Origin of the sequence: Olsenella sp. Marseille-P4559, assembly GCF_900605015.1 — a bacterium.
Lineage (GTDB): Bacteria > Actinomycetota > Coriobacteriia > Coriobacteriales > Atopobiaceae > Tractidigestivibacter.
Genome location: NZ_LR027574.1, coordinates 711,836 through 732,229, shown reverse-complemented (window position 1 = coordinate 732,229; position 20,394 = coordinate 711,836). Strand labels below are relative to the sequence as shown.

General features: G+C 63.9%; 21 protein-coding genes, 4 tRNA genes and 1 pseudogene. 15 read left to right on the top strand and 11 right to left on the bottom strand.

Annotated elements, in window-relative coordinates; genetic code table 11:
• The first annotated feature begins 3 nt into the window (after positions 1-3).
• The 4 genes from E0E00_RS09550 to E0E00_RS09535 all read left to right on the top strand — a co-directional run bounded on the left by E0E00_RS09550 (position 4) and on the right by E0E00_RS09535 (position 4,012).
• Positions 4-1,341, top strand: a complete 1,338-nt coding sequence (locus E0E00_RS09550; protein WP_130812286.1) for an aspartate kinase — start codon at positions 4-6, stop codon at positions 1,339-1,341.
• A gap of 48 nt (positions 1,342-1,389) precedes the next feature.
• On the top strand, positions 1,390-2,403 hold the full coding sequence (locus tag E0E00_RS09545) for an aspartate-semialdehyde dehydrogenase (protein ID WP_130812285.1): 1,014 nt from the start codon (positions 1,390-1,392) through the stop codon (positions 2,401-2,403).
• Between the two features lie 14 nt (positions 2,404-2,417).
• On the top strand, positions 2,418-3,890 hold the full coding sequence (locus tag E0E00_RS09540) for an alpha/beta fold hydrolase (RefSeq protein ID WP_130812284.1): 1,473 nt from the start codon (positions 2,418-2,420) through the stop codon (positions 3,888-3,890).
• Positions 3,891-3,935: 45 nt separating this feature from the next.
• A tRNA-Arg gene (locus E0E00_RS09535) sits at positions 3,936-4,012 on the top strand.
• Between the two features lie 55 nt (positions 4,013-4,067).
• Here the strand turns inward: E0E00_RS09535 and E0E00_RS09530 are convergent.
• Positions 4,068-4,697 carry an NUDIX hydrolase gene (locus E0E00_RS09530; RefSeq protein ID WP_242622222.1) on the bottom strand — a complete coding sequence of 210 codons (630 nt, stop codon included), beginning with the start codon at positions 4,695-4,697 and terminating at the stop codon, positions 4,068-4,070.
• A gap of 479 nt (positions 4,698-5,176) precedes the next feature.
• Between E0E00_RS09530 and E0E00_RS09525 the strand changes: the two genes are divergently transcribed.
• The 5 genes from E0E00_RS09525 to E0E00_RS09505 all read left to right on the top strand — a co-directional run bounded on the left by E0E00_RS09525 (position 5,177) and on the right by E0E00_RS09505 (position 7,933).
• Positions 5,177-6,052 (top strand): transporter substrate-binding domain-containing protein, encoded by an 876-nt coding sequence (locus E0E00_RS09525; protein ID WP_130812282.1) that lies wholly within the window; start codon positions 5,177-5,179, stop codon positions 6,050-6,052.
• Positions 6,053-6,104: 52 nt separating this feature from the next.
• On the top strand, positions 6,105-6,758 hold the full coding sequence (locus E0E00_RS09520; RefSeq protein WP_130812281.1) for an amino acid ABC transporter permease: 654 nt from the start codon (positions 6,105-6,107) through the stop codon (positions 6,756-6,758).
• Positions 6,751-7,593: an amino acid ABC transporter ATP-binding protein gene (locus E0E00_RS09515; RefSeq protein WP_130812280.1), complete on the top strand. Its 843-nt coding sequence runs from the start codon at positions 6,751-6,753 to the stop codon at positions 7,591-7,593. Before E0E00_RS09520 ends, E0E00_RS09515 begins: the two co-directional genes overlap by 8 nt.
• Positions 7,594-7,765: 172 nt before the next feature.
• Positions 7,766-7,841 (top strand) — tRNA-His (locus E0E00_RS09510).
• A 16-nt stretch (positions 7,842-7,857) separates the two neighbouring features.
• Positions 7,858-7,933, top strand: a tRNA-Lys gene (locus tag E0E00_RS09505).
• A gap of 465 nt (positions 7,934-8,398) precedes the next feature.
• On the opposite strand, the gene E0E00_RS09500 is transcribed toward E0E00_RS09505, so the two are convergent.
• The gene (locus E0E00_RS09500; protein WP_130812661.1) at positions 8,399-8,671 is read right to left on the bottom strand and encodes a type II toxin-antitoxin system RelE/ParE family toxin; all 273 of its coding nucleotides are present in this window, start codon (positions 8,669-8,671) and stop codon (positions 8,399-8,401) included.
• Positions 8,655-8,888, bottom strand: coding sequence for an antitoxin (locus E0E00_RS09495; RefSeq protein WP_130812279.1), 234 nt, complete (start codon positions 8,886-8,888; stop codon positions 8,655-8,657). The genes E0E00_RS09500 and E0E00_RS09495 overlap by 17 nt, the downstream gene beginning before the upstream one ends.
• Positions 8,889-8,969: 81 nt before the next feature.
• Between E0E00_RS09495 and E0E00_RS09490 the strand changes: the two genes are divergently transcribed.
• The gene (locus tag E0E00_RS09490) at positions 8,970-9,176 is read left to right on the top strand and encodes a hypothetical protein (protein ID WP_130812278.1); all 207 of its coding nucleotides are present in this window, start codon (positions 8,970-8,972) and stop codon (positions 9,174-9,176) included.
• A 278-nt stretch (positions 9,177-9,454) separates the two neighbouring features.
• Positions 9,455-9,808, top strand: a complete 354-nt coding sequence (locus E0E00_RS09485; RefSeq protein ID WP_130812277.1) for a hypothetical protein — start codon at positions 9,455-9,457, stop codon at positions 9,806-9,808.
• Positions 9,809-9,891: 83 nt separating this feature from the next.
• On the opposite strand, the gene E0E00_RS09480 is transcribed toward E0E00_RS09485, so the two are convergent.
• From E0E00_RS09480 to E0E00_RS15405, 4 genes and pseudogenes are all read right to left on the bottom strand, one after another.
• Entirely contained in the window at positions 9,892-10,461 is a 570-nt protein-coding gene (locus E0E00_RS09480; RefSeq protein ID WP_130812276.1) for a transposase, read from the bottom strand.
• Positions 10,462-10,552: 91 nt separating this feature from the next.
• Positions 10,553-11,353: an IS21-like element helper ATPase IstB gene (istB, locus tag E0E00_RS09475; RefSeq protein ID WP_242622221.1), complete on the bottom strand. Its 801-nt coding sequence runs from the start codon at positions 11,351-11,353 to the stop codon at positions 10,553-10,555.
• Entirely contained in the window at positions 11,350-12,588 is a 1,239-nt protein-coding gene (locus E0E00_RS15035) for an IS21 family transposase (protein ID WP_242622220.1), read from the bottom strand. The genes istB and E0E00_RS15035 overlap by 4 nt, the downstream gene beginning before the upstream one ends.
• 270 nt (positions 12,589-12,858) lie before the next feature.
• A pseudogene (locus tag E0E00_RS15405) lies at positions 12,859-13,533 on the bottom strand (transposase); the annotation flags it as partial.
• A 250-nt stretch (positions 13,534-13,783) separates the two neighbouring features.
• Between E0E00_RS15405 and E0E00_RS14405 the strand changes: the two are divergent.
• Positions 13,784-13,951 (top strand): ATP-binding protein, encoded by a 168-nt coding sequence (locus tag E0E00_RS14405; RefSeq protein WP_165443642.1) that lies wholly within the window; start codon positions 13,784-13,786, stop codon positions 13,949-13,951.
• Between the two features lie 83 nt (positions 13,952-14,034).
• Here E0E00_RS14405 and E0E00_RS15400 read toward each other — a convergent pair whose 3' ends face one another.
• Positions 14,035-14,415 carry a helix-turn-helix domain-containing protein gene (locus tag E0E00_RS15400; RefSeq protein ID WP_165443641.1) on the bottom strand — a complete coding sequence of 127 codons (381 nt, stop codon included), beginning with the start codon at positions 14,413-14,415 and terminating at the stop codon, positions 14,035-14,037.
• A 330-nt stretch (positions 14,416-14,745) separates the two neighbouring features.
• Between E0E00_RS15400 and E0E00_RS09460 the strand changes: the two genes are divergently transcribed.
• Both E0E00_RS09460 and ptsP read left to right on the top strand, forming a co-directional pair.
• Positions 14,746-15,783 (top strand): 1-phosphofructokinase family hexose kinase, encoded by a 1,038-nt coding sequence (locus tag E0E00_RS09460; RefSeq protein WP_130812273.1) that lies wholly within the window; start codon positions 14,746-14,748, stop codon positions 15,781-15,783.
• Between the two features lie 92 nt (positions 15,784-15,875).
• Positions 15,876-17,579: a phosphoenolpyruvate--protein phosphotransferase gene (ptsP, locus tag E0E00_RS09455; RefSeq protein ID WP_130812272.1), complete on the top strand. Its 1,704-nt coding sequence runs from the start codon at positions 15,876-15,878 to the stop codon at positions 17,577-17,579.
• A 110-nt stretch (positions 17,580-17,689) separates the two neighbouring features.
• Here the strand turns inward: ptsP and E0E00_RS09450 are convergent, their stop codons facing one another.
• Positions 17,690-18,619 carry a diacylglycerol kinase family protein gene (locus E0E00_RS09450; protein WP_130812271.1) on the bottom strand — a complete coding sequence of 310 codons (930 nt, stop codon included), beginning with the start codon at positions 18,617-18,619 and terminating at the stop codon, positions 17,690-17,692.
• Positions 18,620-18,802: 183 nt separating this feature from the next.
• Positions 18,803-18,878: transfer RNA gene (locus E0E00_RS09445), tRNA-Gly, on the bottom strand.
• A gap of 179 nt (positions 18,879-19,057) precedes the next feature.
• Between E0E00_RS09445 and E0E00_RS09440 the strand changes: the two genes are divergently transcribed.
• A complete protein-coding gene (locus tag E0E00_RS09440; protein WP_130812270.1) occupies positions 19,058-19,654 on the top strand; it encodes a uracil-DNA glycosylase family protein in 597 nt (198 codons plus the stop codon).
• A gap of 25 nt (positions 19,655-19,679) precedes the next feature.
• Here E0E00_RS09440 and E0E00_RS09435 read toward each other — a convergent pair whose 3' ends face one another.
• A complete protein-coding gene (locus E0E00_RS09435) occupies positions 19,680-20,360 on the bottom strand; it encodes a Crp/Fnr family transcriptional regulator (RefSeq protein WP_242622218.1) in 681 nt (226 codons plus the stop codon).
• Between the last annotated feature and the right edge of the window lie 34 nt (positions 20,361-20,394).

Genomic DNA, 20,394 nt, shown 5'->3' with positions numbered 1-20,394 from the left:
CACATGATCAAGATCTGCAAGTTCGGGGGCTCCAGCGTCGCTACCGCTGACCAGTTCCGTAAGGTCAAGGCCATCGTTGAGTCGGATCCCGACCGCCGCTTTGTGGTCGTCTCGGCCGTGGGCAAGCGCTTCTCGGGCGACAACAAGATCACCGACCTGCTGCTTCTCGTGAACGCCCACATCGAGTATCACGTGGACTGCACGTCGCTTCTCGCCGACATAGAGCAGCGCTTCGTGGACATCGCGGACGAGCTTGGCGTCAAGTGGCCCGTTGCCGAGAAGTTCGAGACCTTTGCCGCCAACATCAAGAAGCACTCGCCGGAGTACGTGGTCTCGCGCGGTGAGTGGTTCACCGCGAACATCATGGCCGAATACCTGGGGCTTCCCTTTGTCGATGCAGCCGACGTCATCGTGTTTCACCACGACGGCAACGTGGACATGGAGCGCACGGCAGCGCGTCTCAGGGACTTTGCGCACAGAAACGGCGCCTTTGTCCTGCCCGGCTTCTACGGGGCCACGGTCGACGGTGCCATTAAGCTCTTCCAGCGTGGCGGCGGTGACATCACGGGTGCCATTGCGGCGCGCTGCCTCGATGCGGACGTCTACGAGAACTGGACGGACGTCTCGGGCTTCCTCTCCGCTAACCCCAAGATCGTCGAGAACCCCCGCTCCATCCGCCGCATCACCTTCGACGAGATGCGCGAGCTCTCCTACATGGGGGCCTCCGTCCTGCAGGAGGAAGCCATCTTCCCGGTGCGCGAGGTCAACATCCCCATCAAGATCATGAATACCAACCGGCCCCAGGATGCGGGAACGACCATCCGCGAGACGGCCGAGGCCGGAGCGGACGAGCACCTGATCACCGGCATCGCGGGTCGCAAGGACTTCATGGCGGTGCACGTCAAGAAGGCCCACATGTCCAACGAGGTGGGCGTCGTCTCTCGTGCGCTCTCCATCTTCGAGCGCTACGGCGTCTCCATCGAGCACATTCCCACAGGTGTTGACTCGTTTGGCGTGGTAGTTGCCGCCGCCGACGTCAAGGACAAGATCTACTCGATCATCAATGACGTCCGCCGCGAGATCAAGCCCGATGACATCGTGATGGTCGACAAGCTGGCGCTCATCTCGGTGGTTGGTCGCAACATGTCCAAGCGCTCGGGCACCTCGGGAAAGATCTTCGGTGCGCTTGGTGACGCCGGCATCAACATTCGCATGATTACCCAGAGCTCGGAGGAGATCTCGATCATCGTGGGCGTTGACAACGCCGACTTCGAGCGTGCAATCAAGGTCATCTACGAGCGCTTTGTTCGCAACGAGATGGTTTCGGCCGAGAAGGCCTAGCAAGCCAGGCAGCCGCCCGTACGGGCACGCACAGAGAGGAGCCACACCATGGCAGACAAGACCGTTGCCATTCTCGGCGCCACCGGCGTCGTTGGCACGCAGATGATCCAGTGCCTCGAGGAGAGGGGCTTCCCCGTGGGCAGGCTCGTGCCCCTCGCGAGCGCGCGTTCGGTGGGCAAGACCATCGCCTTCCACGGCGAGGACGTTCCCGTGGCCGAGGCCGTGCCCGAGGCCTTCGAGGGCGTCGACATCGTTCTGGGTGCGGCGGGGGATGCGATTGCAAAGGCACTGCTCCCCGAGGCCGCCAGGCGAGGCGCGGTGTGCGTGGACAACTCGCACGCCTTCCGCCTCGACCCCGATGTGCCGCTGGTCGTCCCCGAGATCAACGCGGAAGACATCGCCAACCACCCGCGCAACATCATCGCCAACCCCAACTGCGCCACGATCATTGGGCTTGTGCCCACTTGGCCGCTCCACAAGCTGGCCGGCCTGCGCCGTCTGATCGTTTCCACCTACCAGGCAGCCTCTGGCGCGGGCATGCCCGGCCTGAGGGAGCTCCAGCGCGAGATGAGCGTCGTGGCCAATGGAGGCGAGGTGGGGGACACCAACCCCTTTGCCTACCAGCTTGCGGCCAATCTCATCCCGCATATTGGGTCTTTCAAGGGCGAGGGCTACACCTCCGAGGAGTGGAAGATGCAGAACGAGGGCAGGAAGATCATGCACCTGCCCGAGGTTCGCGTGAGCTGCACCTGCGTGCGCGTGCCGGTCATGCGCTCGCACTCCGAGTCCATCACGGCGGAGTTCGACCGTCCCATCTCGCCCGACGAGGCACGCGAGGCCCTTGCCGTCGCTCCCGGTGTCAAGGTTGTCGACGACCCCGCCAACCTGCGCTACCCCATGCCGCTTGAGACCTCCGATCAGGACCTCGTCTTTGTGGGCCGCATCCGTCGCGACCTCTCGGCACCCGATGGCGTGAACTCCCTCACCTTCTGGTGCTGCGGCGACCAGATTCGCAAGGGTGCCGCCACCAATGCCGTCCAGATCGCAGAGCATCTGCTCTAGGCGGGGGGAGTCGCATGGCGCTGCTTTCCAGCTACTATCTCCCCGGCATATACGCGGAGGACCATTCCGTCGAGGTTCCGCTCGATTGGCGTGGCACGAGTCCGGCTGCGCTTGCCGGCGACGCTCACGACGAGCCATCGGCGCTCGCCCTTGAGGGGTCTGCCGAGAAGCCCGACCCTGCGTTTGTCGGCAAGAGCATCAAACTTTTCTATCGCGTACTCTGCTCACCAGAGAACGTGGGACGTGACCTGCCTCTCATTGTGTTTCTCCAAGGTGGTCCGGGCGGCGCGTGCCCGCGTCCGCTTTCGCCCCAGAGCGACGGGTGGGTTGAGGAGGCGCTTCGGCACTTTCGCGTGGTCCTCCCCGACCAGCGCGGGTGTGGCCGCTCTACGCGTATGGATGGCGCGCGTATCGCTTCGGTGGGTGCCGAGGCTGCGGCGCAGGGGGCAGACCCTGCCCGTCGGCAGGCCGACTACCTCAAGCGCTTCCTCGCAGACTCGATCATCCGTGACTTCGAGTACCTGCGTCTTGCGGAGTTCGAGGGCCAACGGTGGGTAACGCTGGGCCAGAGCTATGGCGGGTTTCTCACGCTTGCCAACCTCTCCGCCTTTCCGGCTGGGGTTGCGGCAAGCTTTACCTGCGGTGGCATCCCGCATGTGCCGGCGAGTGCTTCTGAGGTCTATGCACACACCTTCCCGCGGATGGCTGCCAAGACGCGTTCCTACTACGAACGTTATCCAGAGGACGAGAGGCGCGTTGCCCTTGTCGCCGACCGCCTTGCGGCCGGCGACGTGACCCTTCCGGACGGTTCCCCGCTCTCGGTGAGGCGTCTCCAGCTTGTGGGCGGCGGCCTGGGCATGAAATCCGCTCCCGAACGCCTGCACGCCCTTTTCGACCTCGCCTTTGCGGATGGCGATGGCTCCTGCGACGACGCTCTTGCCGCCGCTGGGGGAGACGCTTCCCGCGTGCGTCTGTTTGGTGGTTTTGTCGATCAGGTCCAGTCAATGACCTCCTCGTATATGACGCCGCTGTACTGGACGCTCCAGGAGCTCATCTACGCAGATGCCACGCTCGATGCCCCCATCATGTGGGCGGCGGCACGCGAGGCGTCAGGCCGTCCGGAGTTCTCCGAGGACGCGCGTCCCCTCATGCTCTTTGCGGAGGCAGTGTTTCCCTGGATGTTCGAGGAAGATCCCTCGCTCAAGCCGTTTGCGGCTGCGATGGACGTTCTCATGGCTGACACTGCCTTTGGGCGCCTCTACGACCAGGAGCAGTTGGCGAGAAACGAGGTACCGCTCTATGCGGCTGTCTACTTCGACGATGCCTATGTCGACTCGGAGCTTCAGCTGGACACGCTTTCGCGCGTGGGCGCGAGCCACGCTTGGGTGACCAACGAGTTCGAGCACGACGGCCTGCATGGCAGCGTGGTGTTCAAGCGCCTCTACGACGAGGCGTACAACCGTGGAGACCTCAAGGATGTGAGGTAGGGGAGAGGCGGTTTTTGCGCTAGAATGACAAAGCCATGAGGCCATGCTCCCTTAACTCAGCTGGATAGAGTAGCGGACTTCTAATCCGAATGTCGAGGGTTCGAATCCCCCAGGGAGCACCAGACAAAACCCCAGGCCACGGCTACTTCGGCCGTGGCCTGGCTCGTATATTGGGGCCTACGGCTGTAAGGGTGGCTGCAAATCCTCAAGCCGCTCTCTGGCAGCGAGTACCCCGGCAACCGTCTTCCCGTCCTGTATGAGGCCTTCCGAAATCGCGCGCATGACATCTTCCATGGGTAGCCACGCAACGCGTACGACCTCACCCTCGTCAGGCTTTGCCGCGCCCTGAGACAGACCTTGCGCAAAGAAGACCTCGGTGTGCTCGTCTGTGAAGCCGGGGGAGCCCAATACCGTTGCCAGGTGCACGAGCTTCTCGGCAGAAAGCCCTGTCTCCTCGGCAAGCTCGCGTGCGGCGCAGTCCTCGCCGCGCTCGTCGTGCTCGAGCTTGCCTGCTGGAATCTCCAGCGTGACGCGCCCAAGGACCACCCGGTACTGACGGACCAGGCACACCCGCCCGTCGCGTATGGCTACAACTCCAGCGCCACCATGATGGTGGACAACCTCGCGCCAGGCATGGGAACCGTCGGCAAGCTCCACTTCAAGGTGGCTTACCGAGAAGATCCTACCTTGCCAGATGTGCTCGTTGGTCGTCACGCGCTCCACGAGAGAGGGGTCGAGGGCGAGTGCTTTGCGGACTTCGTCAAGACTGGAGTCTCCGCTGGCAAAAGTCTGGGCGATGGTGTCCACTTGTTCCTCCTGGATTGGCTGTGGCGTGACCCTTCCCTACGATAGCTGCTTTCTGCTTGCCGGTGTGTGCTTTTCCGAAACCCTGGGCGCCGCGCGAACCCCACTGGGGGGCAGAATCCTTTCGACTGGTGGCACAAATTTACGGTTGGTGGCAGTTTTTCGGGGACCCATCGAGTAGCAACTGGTTTGATGTTTGTTAAACCCCAGGTCACGGATTTGCGACTCTTACCAAGATATATAAAGACTTTTCCCGAAACTGCCACCAACCGTCAAAACATGCCATAGCCCTGTCTGCCTACGGTTCCAGCCTACGCAGGAATTGTTAAGCAAAAAATGCATGCGAACCGAAAGTGTTGAACGAAGGCCATGTCGCCGCTATCCTGTACTCCATCGCGCTAAAGTGCCACGGCCGATGGGCCCAGCATGCAGGCGGGGCTTCAGCAAACAGACACGCAGGAAATCCTTGGATGGGAGCAACCATGTCAAACGCCACGCTCAACCGTCGCCAGTTCATCACGGCAGCCCTAGGACTCACCGGAGCCTTAGGGCTTGCTGCCTGTGGCTCCGCTACAGGTGGGTCCACCTCTACCACCAGCACGACCTCGTCCTCTGACACCTCTTCCACCTTCGATGGCAAGTTCGTCCTTGGCTTCGACCAGGACTTCCCCCCATACGGCTACGTGGGTGACGATGGCTCCTACACGGGCTTTGACATCGACCTTGCCCAGGCTGTCTGCGACCGCGAGGGCTGGACGCTCGTGGCCACCCCAATCTCCTGGGACGCCAAGGACACCCTCCTCAACTCCGGCCAGATTACCTGCATCTGGAACGGCTTCACAATCGAGGGTCGTGAGGAAGGCTACGCCTTTACCGACCCCTACATGGAGAACCGTCAGGTCATCGTTGTTCCCGCATCTTCTGACGTTCAAAAGCTCTCCGACCTTGCCGGCAAGAATGTGATTACGCAGGCGGATTCCGCCGCGCTCGACGTTCTTTCCGAGGGCGGCTCGCAGGAGGAGCTCGGCAAGAGCTTTGGTAACCTCCAGACCATTGACAACTACAACACCGCGTTCATGATGCTCGAGAGCGGCCAGGTAGACGCCATCGCCATCGATTATCCCGTCGCCGTCTTCAACATTGGCGACAAGACTGCCGACTTCCGCATCCTAGGCGAGAACCTCAACTCCGAGCACTTTGGCGTGGGCTTTGCCAAGACCGACGAGGGCGAGCGGCTCGCAAGGACCGTCGAGGCAGACCTCCAGGCGCTCGACTCCGAGGGTGCCGTCAAGGAGCTCTGTGACAAGTATGTCGACCAGGGCGTCTCCTACGACCTGTGGTGCCTACCCAAGGCATAGGCCAACCACATGGCGATGGCGCAGACGATGGAGCGGTAAGGGAGCTGGTAAGGTGGACTTTTCGACGATGTTGGAGATGCTCTTCTCGGGGTATCGCATATCGATGATCATATTTGCGGTTACGCTCGTGGGGTCTATTCCCCTGGGCATGCTGGTGGCCCTCGGGCGCCTCTCCAAGTTCAGGCCGCTGTCCCTGCTCATGCAGCTCTTCATTTCCGTCCTGCGCGGAACGCCCCTCATGCTGCAGATGTTCGCCGTCTCCTTCATGCCGTACTACGTCTTTGGCCTCAAGACCGACGCGAACTTCCCCATGATTGCGGTGCTCATCTCCTTTGTCATCAACTACGCGGCCTACTTCGCCGAGATCTACCGCTCTGGCATCCAGTCCATCCCGCAGGGCCAGTACGAGGCTGCCGAGGTCCTTGGCTACTCAAGCAGTCAGACCTTCCAGCGCATCGTGCTGCCGCAGGTGGTCAAGCGTGTGCTTCCCGCCATGGGCAACGAGGTGGTCACGCTGGTCAAGGACACCTCGCTTGCCTTCTCGCTTGGCGTCCTCGAGATGTTCACGCAGGCGCGAGCCATCGTCACGAGCCAGCGCACCATGGTCGCCTTCGCCGCGGCCGCACTCATCTATTGGGCTACCTGCCTCGTCATCGAATGCATCATGAGGCGCATCGAGAAGAAGCTGGACTACTACCATGACTAACGCCGAGAAGCACGGCGCCCGCGCGTCTCGCCACCAGATACCCGTGCCCGACGCGTCCGTCTCGCAGATCCTTGGCCTCCCCGCCGTCTACGTGAAGGGCGCGCGCAAGTCCTTTGCTGGGCGAGGGGTGCTCCATGGCGTCTCGCTCTCCATTGCGCGTGGCGAGGTTGTCTCGGTCATTGGTCCCTCTGGTGCCGGAAAGTCGACGCTCCTGCGGTGTCTCACATTGCTCGACACCTTTGACGCGGGCGAGCTCTACTACGGCAGCCTCCGCGTGACCGAGCAAGACGAGAGCGGACACGCCATCTACTCCAAAGAGGCCAGCGCCAAGGCGCGCATGCAGTTTGGCATCGTATTCCAGAACTACAACCTCTTCCCGCACTTTACCGTCATGCGCAACGTCTGCGATGCTCCCATCGCGGTGCAGGGGAGAGACCCTGCCAGGGTTGAGGCCGAGGCAAAACAGATCCTTGACCGCTTGGGTCTGGCAGAGCATGCCGAGAAGGTCCCCAACCAGCTTTCCGGCGGCCAGCAGCAGCGCGTGGCGATCGCGCGGGCACTTGCCATGCACCCCAAGGTCCTCTATTTCGACGAAGCGACCTCCGCACTTGACCCGCGCCTTACTGCGGACATGCGGCGCATCATCCGCGAGCTTGCGGATGATGGCATGGCCGTGGGCATCGTGACCCACGAGATGGGCTTCGCGCGGGACGTGTCGGACCGCGTGGCGTTCCTGCTCGATGGGCGCATCGTGGAGGAAGGGCCAGCCGACGAGGTTATGGAGAACCCCTCCGATGCCCGCGTGCAGGAGTTCTTGGCCACGGCGGAGGACTAGAAGCTACTTTTATGAAGGGTCCTGTGTCAAGACGAACCACGACGCATAAACTGGTATTTTACGGTTTCGGTGCCATCGGAATGTGATTCTCGGAAAAGTTCTTCAAGAAAGCGCTTGCATCTCTCTGATTCTTTGTCATAATAAACGAGCACTTTACGAGGTGGGCCAAATGGTGGGTGTAGCTCAGTTGGAAGAGCGACGGACCGTGGCTCCGTAGGTCGAGGGTTCGAACCCCTTCACCCACCCCATCTGAAAGCCGAATATGGGTCGTTAGCTCAGTTGGTAGAGCAGGGGACTCTTAATCCCAAGGTCGAGGGTTCGACCCCCTCACGACCCACCACGAATCCGCAGCCCAGGGTACCGATTGCCCTGGGCTTTTTTCGTGGCGCACACAGGTTGGAACACGTGTACTGGTCCGCGCACACGAAATGGAGCGGGGAATTGGCGAACGCAGCGTGACCCAGCACAACTTTTGATATGGTCTAGGAGCATGTCGGACGTGATCGTATCCCTCCTGCGAGGATGGGTCGAGAATCCGAGCCCGCCAAGCGAGCACCCACGCCGTGCACCGTCAGCCAGGGACAGGGTCCGCATGTCCGTGGCCGTCCCGTGCGACCTCCACGTAGAGCTCGGCGTGCGCCTTGCGGGCATGCCCGAGTACACGTCCGCCTCTGCGGTAGTGAGGGAACTCCTCAAAGCCTGGGCGGGTGGGAGCGCGACTACGCAAGGGCCCAGCATCACCTGCCCGAGGCGAGCACCCTTGCCCTGAAGGCCTCGATCGCGGCTCGGGGAAGCCAGGTGGGTGTCACCTACGCCTGTAGGCCTCGCTCCTGTGGGCCACCCCAACGACGACGAGGACGACGAGGATCTCGTCCTCAATGTCGCAGATCACGCGGTAGTCCCCGACACGGTATCGCCAGAGGCCGGCGAGGTTCCCTACGAGCGCCTTCCCCCGGCTCCTCGGGTCCTCCAGGCCGGCGACCTCTGCCAGCTCGCCCCGTATCCGTCTCGCGACCTGCCTGTCGAGCTTGCGAAGGTCCTGGACGGCCTTCTCCGAGACCCTAATCGTCCAGGCCAAGCATCTCACCGACCTCGTCGAGGCTGTAGGTCTTCAGCCTGCCGGCGCGGAAGTCCTCGACCTGCTTGAGGATCCCGTACTCGTACTCGAGCTGGTCTATGGAGTCCGCCAGTGCCTCAGTCATGTAGTAGGTCTTGGTCCTGCCCGTCTCCTTCGCCAGGCGGTCGTACCTCTTCGCGAGGTCCTCGGGCAGCCTGAGCGCGGTTGTCGTGGTCATGTCGCACCTCCAGAGCATTGTTTGCGTGTTTTACGTGTTAACACATTCCATGGAGTTGTTGGAAATGTCAGGAAGCATCCCTTGGCAGAGTATTGGCGTGAGGGACTAAATGCTGTCTGGTCGAGTAGGGTCGTTTGGGCTCTTTGTTCGAGGATGACATCAATTGCCGACATGGAGCTCATGTCTGAGAAAATCGCGGATATCAACATGGGAAAGGATATTTACGTTGACCTGCTTGAGGGTGGTGACTTAAATGATCCCAGCCTGCTAAAATTGATTATTGATTAGTCAGATATATCACCTTAGCTCAATTTATACGGTGTAAATGAAAGGGATGAGTCAGCATGCAAAGTGATTATGTCAGTCCAAATGCAAGTCGCATGAATCCTAACTCAATTACGCCGCAGGGCGCATGGTTTTACTCGGAGAGCGTAGTGGCGGGCTATGCATATGTACTCGGGGCAGAGGTTGCCGCCGTGGTTCAGTTGGACATTTTTGTCGAGGTTGCAGGGCCCATGGCAAGCCAGGTCGCATAAGCTTGGATTGCGAGAGAGGTGCATATCCACATGATTAATGCGTCGCTTAGCTTCCTGATATGCGTCGCCGTCGGGGTGTTGGTTGGGGGGACAGGCATCTACATGGTTGCCTCCGGCGATGCGACGCCGCTCCACAGCTATCACAGGTCGAACGTCCAGCCGCAGGATCTGGCAGTACTCGCCCGCTGGAGCGGCCTGGGAGCGGTCATGTTGGGGGTTGGCATCATCCTGCTCTCTCTGCCCCTCCTGGCCAAGACACGATCCCTTCCCGGATGGGCGAGAGGGATGCTCCCCGTTGTCCTTGGGGGAGCATCCCTGATTATCGGTGCCGTGGTGATAACAGTATCCATCGTCTACTACAACGGTGCGATTGTGGCGTCATGAGGGACGGGGCCAAATGGTGGAGAACTTCTTCGTCGGGATTGTAGTCGGCGTCCTCCTCGGGGGCACGGGTGCCTGGATGATGGTCACAAGGGGTGCTGTCCTGTTCCACTCCTATCGTCGCACGACAACGGGAGACTTATCAGCTGACGGATGGACATGCGCGTTTGCCACTGCTGCTGTTTTATGAGCCTTCGGTAGTTCTCGTGGCTTGGGGGTCGGCTGGGCCGCCGTCGCCTTGTTGGCCTTCTCCCCCCTCCTCTTCCTGTCGCGCTCCCTGTCCCTCCTCTTCCTCTCGTCCCCCTCCTCTCCTCCTCTCCCCGGTCCTCCCACGGGAGCGCGGGCTGCTCGTCAGAGCACCGCAGCATGAGGAGGGCCACCAGGTTGTCCGTGTTCCTGAAGCCGTAGCCCATCCGCACGGTGACCTTGATCTCGTTGTTGATGCTCTCGACGCGCCCGTTGCCGATGCCCAGCCCGACGGCCGCGATCACGTCGGCGTGCCTGCGCCTGACCTTCTTCTCGACCTCGACCACCGGCCCGATCCTGCAGCACGCGGCCCGGTGCAGCCATGCCGCGAGCAGCGGCTCCGCCTCTTCGGCCGAGCCCGCGCGGAAGACCGCCCTCGGGTCCTCCCTGAGGTCCCACGCCCGGAACAGCCGCCCGCCGGCCTGTTGAAGTCAAGATAGATTTCACCAGACTAGACAGCGAACCGCCCCCATCCGCACCAACGCACATTCGCCAGTCCCGTCACCGCGGGGCGCCGGAATCGGCGACCACTGCCGGCGAGGCCCTGTCCTGCGGCGCGAGGTCCTTGGTCCTGTAGGACCTCCCCGTCATGCGTACCAGGTGGCAGTGGCGGCAGAGCCTGTCCGCTATCGCCGACGCCACGACCGGGTCCCCGAAGACCTTCGCCCACGACCCCATCCCCACGTTGGCCGTCACGATGGCCGACCTCCTCTCGTACCTCCTCGAGGTCAGCTGGAACAGCAGGTCCGCGCCCTGCTTGTCCACGTCCAGGCAGCCCACCTCGTCGACGATAGGCAGCGACGGGTGGGCGTAGAGGCGCAGCCGCCTCTCCAGCTGGCCCTTGCCCGCGGCGTGCGCGAGGTCCGAGACGAGGCGCCGGCAGTCGGTGAAGTAGGTGGGCTTGCGGGCGCGGATCGCCTCGACCCCCAGCGCCACGGCGATGTGGGTCTTGCCCACGCCGGGGCTGCCGACGAGCACGACGTTCTCGTGGCGGTCGAGGAGCCCCAGCGTCGCGAGGTCCTCGACCACACCCCTGGGGACCGACGGCTGGAACGAGAGGTCGAAGTCCCTGAGAGCCTTCACGTGGGGGAGGCTCGCCTTCTCGACTCTCCTGTCCAGGTCGCGCTCCCTCACGGCGGCGACCTGCGCGCCGGTCATCTCGAGCAGGGCCTCGGGGAACGGCTTCGCGCCCGTCGCGACCAGCCTCGAGTACTCCGGGGCGGAGGAGGCCATCGCGTCGAGGCCGAGCTCCCCCAGGTTGCCGCGCATGCGCTCCGGCACGCTGCCCTCCGGGCCGGTCACGACCCCTCGCCCCCTCCGGGCCCGCCCAGCAGCTCGAGGTTGCGCCTGGCCTGCGCCTCTATGTCCGCGTCGCCGCCCCAGCGCTCGTCCGCCACCGCCTCGGCGCAGTCGCCCTCGCGGTAGGCTACCGGCCCTCCCGGGGCGGCGGCGTCGTGCGCCGCCACGAGCCCCCCGCCGTCGTAGGCCCTGAGGCGCCCGCCCGGCTCGAGCAGCAGCCTCACGCGGCGCCCCATGCACCCCCTCGGCACCGGGAACTCGCGCCCGGCGCACCTGACGAGCATGGTGGCGGGCACCACCTGCCACGGCACGCCGCCCACCAGCGCCGAGGGCACCGACTCGCGGGGCATGGGCCCCAGGGCCCCCCTCTCCCTCCGGAAGAGCGGCTCCGGCGGCAGGCCGGTCGTGCGGTTCGGCTCCTCGTTGCTCCTCGCGCGCACGCGCGCCATCGCGCGGTCGAGCCCCTCCCAGCCCTCGAAGTCGCCCTCGCAGGCCCCGAGGCGCGACAGGAGGCGGCTCGCGCCCTCGTCCCTGCCCTTGGTCTGCGGCGTCCTGGGCCGGCAGAGCGCGAGCCCGAGGCCGGCCTCGCGCGCGAAGGCGGCGACGCGCCCGTCCCGCGAGCGCCTCCCGTCGCCGCCGAGCGTCGCGACGGCCGGCACGTTGTCCGCGAGCCGCTGCCGCGGCACGCCGCCCAGCCAGCGGATGTCGTCCGCCATGCAGGCCAGCAGGTCGTCCCTGGCCCTGGTCGGGGACCGCACGAAGTGGTGCATCCGGGACCATCCGAGCGTCGAGGCGTACGCGTCGAAGCGGTACCCGCGGCCGGAGCGGTCGCGCATGGTGACGCCCTCCTTCCAGTCGGACTGCGGCTGCTCGCCGGGCGCCGTCCCGAACCTGGGGTGCGCGTCCGGCGCGCCGCCGCGCCCGACGGCTATGCCGCGCCCCCTCAGGTGGCTCGTGAAGGCGTTGTGGCCCGGGACCGGCGGCTCGTCGCCCGCGTGACGCTCGAGCAGCAGCTCGTGGGTGCCCTTGGCCGTGGCTCCCGGCAGCGCCGCCTTCTCCTCGATCTCGTCGCGGCAGCGGTCGAACCCGCTTTGCCGCCCGTGCCTGCCGTCGTCCGGCGAGGGCCCGCCCCCGTTCCAGTACTTCGAGACGGTGTGCCCGTCCGCGCCGTACCTCCTAGCGACCTCCGAGAAGTTCGGCTTGACGCCGCACTCCCTGTCCGCGTTCAGCCCAGCCATGAGGTTCCTCTCCAAGGCCCCCACCCCTCTCCGTCGTCGGTTCGGGGCTGAGCCTAGTTGGTAAAGGTGGTGAAACCACGCTGGTTTGGCTGGCGCATCCGCGCTGGTCGGATTGGGGCGCGTGTTGGTCAATCTGGTGAAACCTAAGCTAGCGCTATCAGGCCCTCCTGGGCTCGGCGAGCTTCTCCCACTGCGGGCCCGTGGGGTCCCTGGGTTCTTCACCAGGGCGTACCTACTGCCCCTTATCGGGGCGGCCCCCGCCGCGAGCCCGGCGGCGACCTCCGGCGCCACCTCGTTCTTGCGGGGCCTGCCCCTCCGCCCCGTCCTCGGGACGACGGCCCGGGCCCCCGCCTTCGCCGCCTGCCACCCCTCGCGCCTCGCCTCGTCGAGGGCGCCGCTCGTCCGCTGCACGACGTGGAAGGGGCCCATGACCCGCCTCGCGTTGGGGCACCGCCTCTTGACCGGCTCCCTCATCCGCCTCGCGCCGTCGGCCGTGACCACCTCGGTGCCCCACCTCTGCTTGCGGGTGAGCCCGTCGAGGAAGGGCGACGGCACCTCCTTCCCGCATCCCTCGTGGGCCCAGGCCAGGCACCCGCGGTCGTGGCCGACCACGACGGCGAGGTACCTGTGGCCCCTCTTGTGGCTCGTCTCGTCGATGCCTGTGCGCTGCAGGCCGTCGAAGCGGCCCGAGCCGCGCGCGGCCTCGATCTCGCCGTGGACGCGCCCGCAGATGCCGCCGACGCTGTGCCACTCGACGCGGGCGATCCTCGACACCGCCGACGTGCAGCACCTCACCGCGAGGCAGGCGACCCAGTCCTCGAGGTCGCGCGTGAAGCGCGACCCGCGCCTGGCCCACGGCACGCGCTCGACGAGCACGCCGTGCTCGGGGCACCTCGCCCTCGCGGGCCGGTACTCGAGGTGGCACACGCTCCTCGCCAGGCCCATCGCCCTCCAGCGCCTCGCCGGCTCGTGGTCGTGGCACTCGCACCTGCGCCCGCAGACCGGGCACCGGAGCCGCTCCCTCCCGTGGGGCCTCACCCCCACCACTATCGCGCCGCCCTTGATGGACACGCCGAGGCACCACGCGCACCCCAAGCCGCTCGCCATCGGCGAGCTGGGCCATCTCGACGTCGACGGGCAGGGCGCCGACCCCATGCTCCGGCTGGCGTCCACGCGGCACGGGTAGCGCTCGACGATGGCCACGAGCAGCGTCGGCACCGGGGGCTGGGCGGACGTGTCCGGCGACGACGTGACGGCCAGTGCCATCGCGGACAGGGCCTGCCACCATTGCGCCCTGATAAAGGTCGCCGGGAGGTCGCACAGGCCCAAGGACCTGCCCGCCGACAAGGGGAGGGATGGGTAGTCGAAGGTGACGAAAGTGCGGTAGCGCGAACGTCGACTATGCGGTTGCCGAGGTGACGACGAAACGGTAGCGGAATCGTCGATTTATATATTGACTTTATCAGCCGGCCTCGCCCTCGTCGACGCCCCGCCTGCTCTCGGCGGGCTCGCGCCCTGCCGCAGCCGTGGCCTCTCCTGCGCCTGCAGCCGTTGCGGCACCGGGGCCACGCCCGCGGCCGCTCGCAGGCGTCGCCGAGCTCCTCGGGCGCGGGCTCCCCGGCCCTCGGCCTTGGGCGCCACCACGAACCGATGCGCGGCGGCCTCGTTCGACACGGTGGAGGGCGCCCTCCCGAGCTCCGCGGCTATCGCCCGGCGGCTCGCCCCCCTGTCGAGCATCAGCTCGATCGTGCTCCTCTCGTGGCGCGCGAGCCTCGCGTAGGCCCTCCCGCCCGCCTTCCCCCTCTTCCCGCCATTCTTCTTCGGCATGTCCACCTCCTCGGTCTCGGGCCGGCGTCTCCGGCCACCGGGGAGGATGGTTCCCGGACCCAGCGCCACACGTTGCGCTGGGTCCGGGAGTCCGTCCGGTTCGTTTCGATGAAGTTGGGAATCTACGCCTCCCACCAAACTGCGAAAGCCGTTCGTCATGACCTCGTTTTGTAGGTGGGTGTAGGGTCTCGATACGGTACACTTTGGATGTACGCTGCACCGGCGCAGGCGCTGCATGGGTTTGGCGGGGTGAGAACGATTTCACCTCCCTCGCCGTCCGATTGCGGCATACTGTACCTAGCCGAGGTAACCTGCTGGAAGGAGCTTCCGTTGATCTACACGATGACCCTGAACCCCGCGCTCGACTACGTCATGCACCCTCTTACACTGGACATGGGTTACACCAACCGGTCCTCGAACGAGGAGCTCTACTGCGGAGGCAACGGCATCAACATCTCCACCCTGCTCAACGAGCTCAACGTGGTGAACGTTGCCATGGGCATTGTCGCTGGCTTCACTGGCGACTATCTCATCAACGAGCTACAGGATGCCGGCATCGCAAGCAACTTCGTTAAGCTCGACCGCGGCTATACCCGCATTAACGTCAAGCTCAACGGCATCGTTATGACCATGGTTAACGGCATGGGCCCCAAGATCCCCAAAAAGAAGGTTGACGAGCTTCTCGATCGCATGGACGTCCTCCAGACAGGGGACACCCTCGTCCTCACCGGGTCCATTCCCAACTCGCTGCCTGAGGACATGTATAACGTCATCATGGCCAAGCTCGCCGGCCGTGGCATCCAGTTTGTGGTCGATGCCCCTGGCCAGCTTCTCATGGAGTCAATCAAGGCCCACCCCTTCCTCATCAAGCCCAACAACCACGAGGTCGGCCGCATCTTCAAGGCAGATCCCATGCCCGAGACCCCCGAGGACTGTCTGCCCTACGCCAAGAAGCTTCAGGACGGCGGTGCCCGTAACGTCATCATCTCCTGTGGCGGCAGTGGCTCGCTGCTGCTCGACGAGTATGGGACCGAGCATATGGTGCCCACGGCGCGCGTGCGCCTGGTAAACGCCACCGGCGCTGGCGACTCCATGGTTGCTGGCTTCCTTGCCAAGGCTACCCGTGGCATGGACTACGAGAACGCCCTCATCTACGCTTCGGCATGCGGTACTGCTACTGCGGCGAGCAAGGGCATTGCCAAGCGCTCGACCATCGACCGCGTCGTTACCGCCCTCTACAAGAAGATGGGTCGCGAAATGCCGGCAAGCATCGCCGATGACATCAAAATCGAAAGGGCACGCGTCGAGGCCCAGGATCTCGCCGCCGATGGGAGCGATGACACGAAGGACTCTTCCGATGACGAATGACACGCTAGACTGTGTTCGGCTCTTCGGCGCCCCCGCAGGGCGCCTGGCATTCCGGGAGATGGCCGTGTTGCGGCCTGTTAAGGGGGATTGCAATGTATGAGGGAGTAAATGCATCTGATGGTGTCGGCATAGGCGTTGCTCGCGTCGCTGTTGAGCCGGACCTCTCGTTCACGCCGCACGTACCGGAGGATCCGGAGGCTGAGAAGGCCCGCTATGGCGCTGCCGTCGAGAAATTCGTCCAGCAGACCAATGCCCAGATCGAGCGCATGAAGAAGACGGTGGGTGAGGACGCCGCTGCCATCATGGGCGCCCACATTGAGTTCGCCGAGGACGAGGGCATCCGTGAGATGGTCACTGGCTCCATCGATTCCGGCATGTGCGCCGAGCAGGCTGTAAGCGAGGCCTATGGCACGTTCTACACCATGTACGCCAACATGGACGACGAGCTCTTCCGTGAGCGCGCCTCCGACGTGGCTGATGTTAAGACCGGCCTTCTCGCCGACCTTCTCGGCAAGGAGGTCGTCGACCTCTCCACCCTGCCGGAGAACTCCATTGTCGTGGTGCGCGAGCTCACGCCATCCATGACTGCCGACATCGACAAGGAGAACGTCGCGGGCATCGTTACCGAGACCGGTGGCCGCACCTCCCACTCTGCCATCATAGCCCGTGCTCTCGAGATTCCCGCGGTCCTCTCCGTTGCGGATGCCACGGTCAGCATCAAGACCGGCGACATGGTCGTCGTCGACGGCACCAATGGCAAGGTCATCTGCCAGCCGTCCAACCACGACCTCGAGCACTACCGCTCCAAGGCCAAGGCGTACGCCGAGGAGCGAGCCGCCCTTGAGGCGTACCGTGGGCGTGAGACCGTGACCGGTGATGGTGATGGGAAGCTCCTTGTCGCCAACATCGGCAATCCCGATGACGCCAACGCTGCCCTCGAGCACGATGCCGAGGGCGTCGGCCTCTTCCGCTCCGAGTTCCTGTTCATGGACGCCAAGGAGCTCCCTAGCGAGGACGAGCAGTTCTCCGCATACCAGAAGGTCGCCCTCCGCATGAAGGACAAGCCGGTCATCATCCGTACGCTTGATGTGGGCGGCGACAAGGAGATCCCCTACCTGCACCTGCAGAAGGAGGAAAACCCCTTCATGGGCTTCCGCGCGGTGCGCTACTGCCTGAACAACCCCGACCAGTACAAGGTCCAGCTTACGGCTTTGCTGCGCGCGTCCGCGTTCGGTGACATCAAGATCATGCTTCCGCTCGTCACGACCATCGACGAGGTCCGCCAGGCAAAGGCCCTCATTGAGGAGTGCAAGCGCGACCTTGACGAGCGCGGCGTGGCCTACAACAAGGACATCCAGGTCGGCACCATGATCGAGACGCCTGCCGCCTCGCTCATCGCCGACGACCTTGCCGCCGAGTGCGACTTCTTCTCCATTGGCACCAACGACCTTATCGGCTACACCATGTGCGCCGACCGCGGCAACGACCGCGTTGGTTACCTTTATCAGGTCTACCAGCCGGCAGTCCTCCGTTCGCTCAAGCGCATCATCTCCGAGGGCAACAAGGCCGGCATCATGGTTGGCATGTGCGGCGAGGCTGCGGCAGACCCGCTTCTCATCCCCATCCTCGTGTCCTTCGGCCTGGACGAATACTCCGTCTCCGCGCCGTCGATCCTGCGCACCAGGAGGATCCTCTCCCTCTGGACCAAGGAGGAGGCCGACGCCTTGGCCGAGAAGGTCATGGCCCTCAAGACCGCGACCGAGGTCAAGGCTATGCTCCAGGTCGCCGCAAAGTAGGGGGAGTGCCGGTTCTCCCGGTTTTCGGCAAGAGCCAAATTGAGCCTCCGATGTGGCGTTGGGCTGCGTCGGAGGCTCTTCTTGTGGCCGCGCGCTGCTACGCTATGGGACTATGGGACGATGACCCGCAGCGCCTTGGGAACAACGTCTACCTCGAAGTGCATCCCACAGAGCTCCTCTCCGTCCACCTGGCATGGGGGCTGGGTCTCGAAGTCCATCGTTGCGTGAGAGAAGCGAAGCAGGTTCACGCAGCTCGAGTTTGTGTGGCTGCCAAACCGGGCAAGGCCGAGCAGCGCGAGCAGCCATGGTCGGCTTGGAATCTTGACGTTGTAGCACACGTCGAGAAGGCCATCTGTGGGGTCTGCCGCGGGGCAGACGGCAAAGCCGCCGCCATAGGTTGGCCCCACCTGCACGGCGAAGATTATGGTCGGAAGCGTTACCTCGGGATTCTCGTCAAAACGAGCGCGGCAGGTCCAGCCATTGGATCCCTCGGAGAAGATGCGGATGCCCGATGTGATGAAAAGCCCCTCGCCATGCTGGGAGGTTGTCTCCTCGGCACGCCGGCGCATGGTATCCAGTGCGATGGCCGCGTCCATCCCAAAGGAGAGCGTCTCCGTGAAGTACACGCCGTTCACGCGCCCGACCTCGAGCGGCGTGACGTGGCCGCGGACGATCTGGGCAACGGCGCGGGAGGGGTCGTTTATCTCCATTCCAAGGGTACGCGCGTAGTCGTTGCCGGAACCCATGGGAATGATGCCAAGCTGCGGACGGTCGTCGGCGTCACGCTCCATGAGTCCGTTTGCGACTTCGTGGATGACGCCGTCTCCGCCGAGGGCGAGAACCGTGTCGAAGCCTTTCGCCTCCCGGGCGAGATTCTGCGCGTCTCTCGCTGACTTTGTGAGAATGAGCTCGTGGGAGGTTGTGGCATCTCGATATGCATCAAGGAAGCGCTGGACAAACGCAGCGCCTTCTGCGCCCTGGCCGCGGTTGGCGGTGGGGTTGGCGATAACGAGCGTGCGGCCGAGCGGAGACGTACCCACGCGAAACCTCCCTTATTGTTGCTGCCGCCCCATTGTACGGTATGAGGATCGCCTCGGGTTGGCTTGGACCTTGTCTGGTGCCCCGTGCGAATTGAAGTTCCAAAAAGGGTTCCAAACAGGCCCCATAACCGAGAGCCAACCGAAAAAAAGGCCACGGTACCAAGCCCGTGACCTGTAGTCTCATGGAGCGGCGGACGGGACTCGAACCCGCAACAATCAGCTTGGAAGGCTGACGCTCTACCAATTGAACTACCGCCGCGAAGCAATGGAGAGTATACAACAAGTTTTACGGCTGCAATGCCGGGGTCGCATCACCCGCAATGCCCCGACGCCCCCTCTCCGCCCGATGCCTGCCTCTGTATTCGTTGTGTCTGCAACACCTATGCGTCTCCACCTGTGGCACAGTATGCTTAGGAAACGTTGGCAGGAGGCTCTCCCATGGCAGATGCGTATACGGGCTTCGATGAGATTTACCAGGCAATTCGAGCAGACGAGCAGAACCGGGACTACACGCAACGCGGCATTGACCCGCTCTATACGGCGTCGTCCACATCCCGTCTGGTGATCATTGGCCAGGCTCCCGGCAGGGTCGCCCAGGAGACGCGCATGCCGTGGAACGACAAGAGCGGGGATCGCCTGCGCGAATGGCTGGGAATCGACCGAGCAACCTTCTACGACCCCTCCGCCGTGGCGCTTCTCCCCATGGACTTCTACTATCCCGGCAAGGGTAAGTCCGGTGACCTCCCGCCTCGCCAAGGCTTTGCCGAGAAGTGGCATCCCGCCCTTCTCGCCATGATGCCCCAAGTGAGGCTCACCGTGCTGGTTGGGTCCTATGCCACGCGACGCTACCTGCAGCTTCCGTCTTCGGCAAAGCTCACGGACGTGGTCCACGACTGCGCAGACTACCTGCCGCGATTTTTCCCGCTTGTCCACCCGTCGCCTAGGAACCGGCTCTGGATGAGCAGGAACCCTTGGTTTGAGACGGACGTTCTCCCACGTCTCCGCAACGAGGTTGCCGCCGCATTGCGCAAATAGGGGTAACCCTGGGCTGCCAGGGCCACTATCTTCCGGTCACATCAGGAAGCAAGAAATGCCGGCGGCTGGCTGTGAGCTTTCCCTCTCGCTCGAGCTCGCCAATTACCGAGCAGAGCGCGCAACGGTCTACGCCCAGGTAGTCGGCCAGCTGCTGCCGTGTGAAGGGGATGTCGAACTCGTGCGATCCCGCGAGCTTCGATTGCGTCGAGAGGTAGGCGAGGAGCTTGCCCTTTATCGACTTTGGGGCAGCGTCGCGAATCCTGCGCGCAAGGAGCACGTTCTTTCGAGCCACAGACGCCAGGAGGTTCTCGGCCACCTGTGCGTGGTAGGGGCAGGCCCTCGGGCAGCTGTGCGTGATGTGCGCCACGTCAATAAAGAGCACTCGCGTCGGCGACGTTGTTGCCACCACATTCGTGAGCAGCGGCTCTTCCGGGAGGGCGGCAAACGCCTCGCCAAAGAGTTCGCCTGCGGAGAAGCTCCCCATCACGCTTGCATTGCCCCATACGTCGGCACCCTCGACGCGCACGCCGCCTTCGAGGATGATGCCCACGCTTGCGACGGGGCTTCCCTCAACCCATATGAGGTCGCCCTTGGCATAGGACTTCTGACACGCCGCAAGGCACCCAAGCATCTCGGTGGCCTCTTCGGGCGTGACGCCTTGGAAGAGGTTCGTCTTGCACAGGAACTCGGGATCTACTCCGCGCATGTCGCACCCCATTTGTTTGGAACTGTTGTGACCA

Coding starts and splice junctions, on each gene's coding strand:
- E0E00_RS09550 (WP_130812286.1), top strand. CDS start 4: ATGATCAAGATCTGCAAGTTCGGGGGCTCCAGCGTCGCTACCGCTGAC.
- E0E00_RS09545 (WP_130812285.1), top strand. CDS start 1,390: ATGGCAGACAAGACCGTTGCCATTCTCGGCGCCACCGGCGTCGTTGGC.
- E0E00_RS09540 (WP_130812284.1), top strand. CDS start 2,418: ATGGCGCTGCTTTCCAGCTACTATCTCCCCGGCATATACGCGGAGGAC.
- E0E00_RS09525 (WP_130812282.1), top strand. CDS start 5,177: ATGTCAAACGCCACGCTCAACCGTCGCCAGTTCATCACGGCAGCCCTA.
- E0E00_RS09515 (WP_130812280.1), top strand. CDS start 6,751: ATGACTAACGCCGAGAAGCACGGCGCCCGCGCGTCTCGCCACCAGATA.
- E0E00_RS09495 (WP_130812279.1), bottom strand. CDS start 8,888: ATGACCACGACAACCGCGCTCAGGCTGCCCGAGGACCTCGCGAAGAGG.
- E0E00_RS09485 (WP_130812277.1), top strand. CDS start 9,455: ATGATTAATGCGTCGCTTAGCTTCCTGATATGCGTCGCCGTCGGGGTG.
- E0E00_RS15035 (WP_242622220.1), bottom strand. CDS start 12,588: ATGGCTGGGCTGAACGCGGACAGGGAGTGCGGCGTCAAGCCGAACTTC.
- E0E00_RS14405 (WP_165443642.1), top strand. CDS start 13,784: ATGGCCACGAGCAGCGTCGGCACCGGGGGCTGGGCGGACGTGTCCGGC.
- E0E00_RS15400 (WP_165443641.1), bottom strand. CDS start 14,415: ATGCCGAAGAAGAATGGCGGGAAGAGGGGGAAGGCGGGCGGGAGGGCC.
- ptsP (WP_130812272.1), top strand. CDS start 15,876: ATGTATGAGGGAGTAAATGCATCTGATGGTGTCGGCATAGGCGTTGCT.
- E0E00_RS09440 (WP_130812270.1), top strand. CDS start 19,058: ATGGCAGATGCGTATACGGGCTTCGATGAGATTTACCAGGCAATTCGA.
- E0E00_RS09435 (WP_242622218.1), bottom strand. CDS start 20,360: ATGCGCGGAGTAGATCCCGAGTTCCTGTGCAAGACGAACCTCTTCCAA.